This is a genomic window from Mesorhizobium sp. BHbdii (genome assembly GCF_053848045.1).
The window spans coordinates 1-462 of sequence record NZ_JBSPKX010000197.1; the positions used below are offsets into that span (position 1 = coordinate 1).

General features: G+C 61.3%; 1 protein-coding gene. It reads right to left on the reverse strand.

Annotation, left to right across the window (positions count from 1 at the left end):
* Positions 1 to 43: 43 nt before the first annotated feature.
* On the reverse strand, positions 44 to 462 hold a 419-nt coding region (locus tag ACWTU8_RS32595), incomplete at its 5' end, for a hypothetical protein (RefSeq protein ID WP_455851348.1).

Sequence of the window (462 nt, forward strand, 5' to 3'; positions counted from 1 at the left end):
GCATTCATGCCGCAATTGGTTTTGGCGTGTCCGCAAGCATACGTCAGGCCCTGTTAATTTCGCCGGCCGGCACGATATGATGCCGAGGCGGAAACGCGAAAAAGAGACCATGCACGACAACTGGCTGGAAACGATCGGCGTTGGGGTTGAGTCGCGAAGGATTGCCGCGGGGCTGACCCATTATGTACCCGCATCCATCAACCATCGGCTTGGGATCCACATCGGAGCGCCGGTCAACGCCTCGTGCCATTGCGATGGAAAACATCACCGCCGGGTCCAGTCGGACGGCGACATCGATATTGTCCCCGCCGGGCTCGATGGCCACTGGAAGGATGACGCGGACTGCACCATCCTGCGGCTGTGGGTCAGTCCGGCGCTGGTTCGGCGCGCTGCCGAGGACCTTGATATCGATCCGGACAGGGTCGTCGTCAATCCGCAGTTCCAGCGCCGCGATGCCAGGAT